Origin of the sequence: Mucilaginibacter agri (assembly GCF_009928685.1) — a bacterium.
GTDB lineage: Bacteria > Bacteroidota > Bacteroidia > Sphingobacteriales > Sphingobacteriaceae > Mucilaginibacter > Mucilaginibacter agri.
The window spans coordinates 1-379 of sequence record NZ_WWEO01000017.1 but is presented as its reverse complement, the minus strand read 5'-3'; the positions used below and the strand labels follow the sequence as shown (position 1 = coordinate 379).

1 protein-coding gene is annotated in these 379 nt (G+C 49.9%); it reads right to left on the bottom strand.

All coding sequences use genetic code 11. The features are described 5' to 3' along the window. Positions 1 to 379 (bottom strand): LamG domain-containing protein (locus GSY63_RS25200; protein WP_166583811.1); only part of this gene is annotated, 379 nt, incomplete at both ends.

Below are 379 nucleotides of genomic sequence, written 5' to 3'. Positions count from 1 at the left end.
GGTGGCGAGGTCAAGGTAACCGGCGTGCCGGTTACATTCGCATTTTTAACCATAACGCCGTTAATGTAAAATTTCATAGCTCCGTTTGTATAGCTCACCACCACCTGCGACCATTTATCCAGTTGCACTGCCGCACCACCGTCATCCTGATCGTGTATACCGTTATCATTGTTAATCGTCAGGAACGGCAAATTGCTGCCTTGCAGCTGAAATTTATAGCCATTCCAGCGATTGATCGAATAGATATAATTGCCGTTGCTCGCCACATGCGGCTTTATCCAGGCAGTGAGTGTAAAGCTCGTTGGCCGCAGCGCAGCGGCGTACGGCACTTCCACATAAGCACCATTGTCGAAGGCGTAAGCTTTTCCAGCTGTGCCGT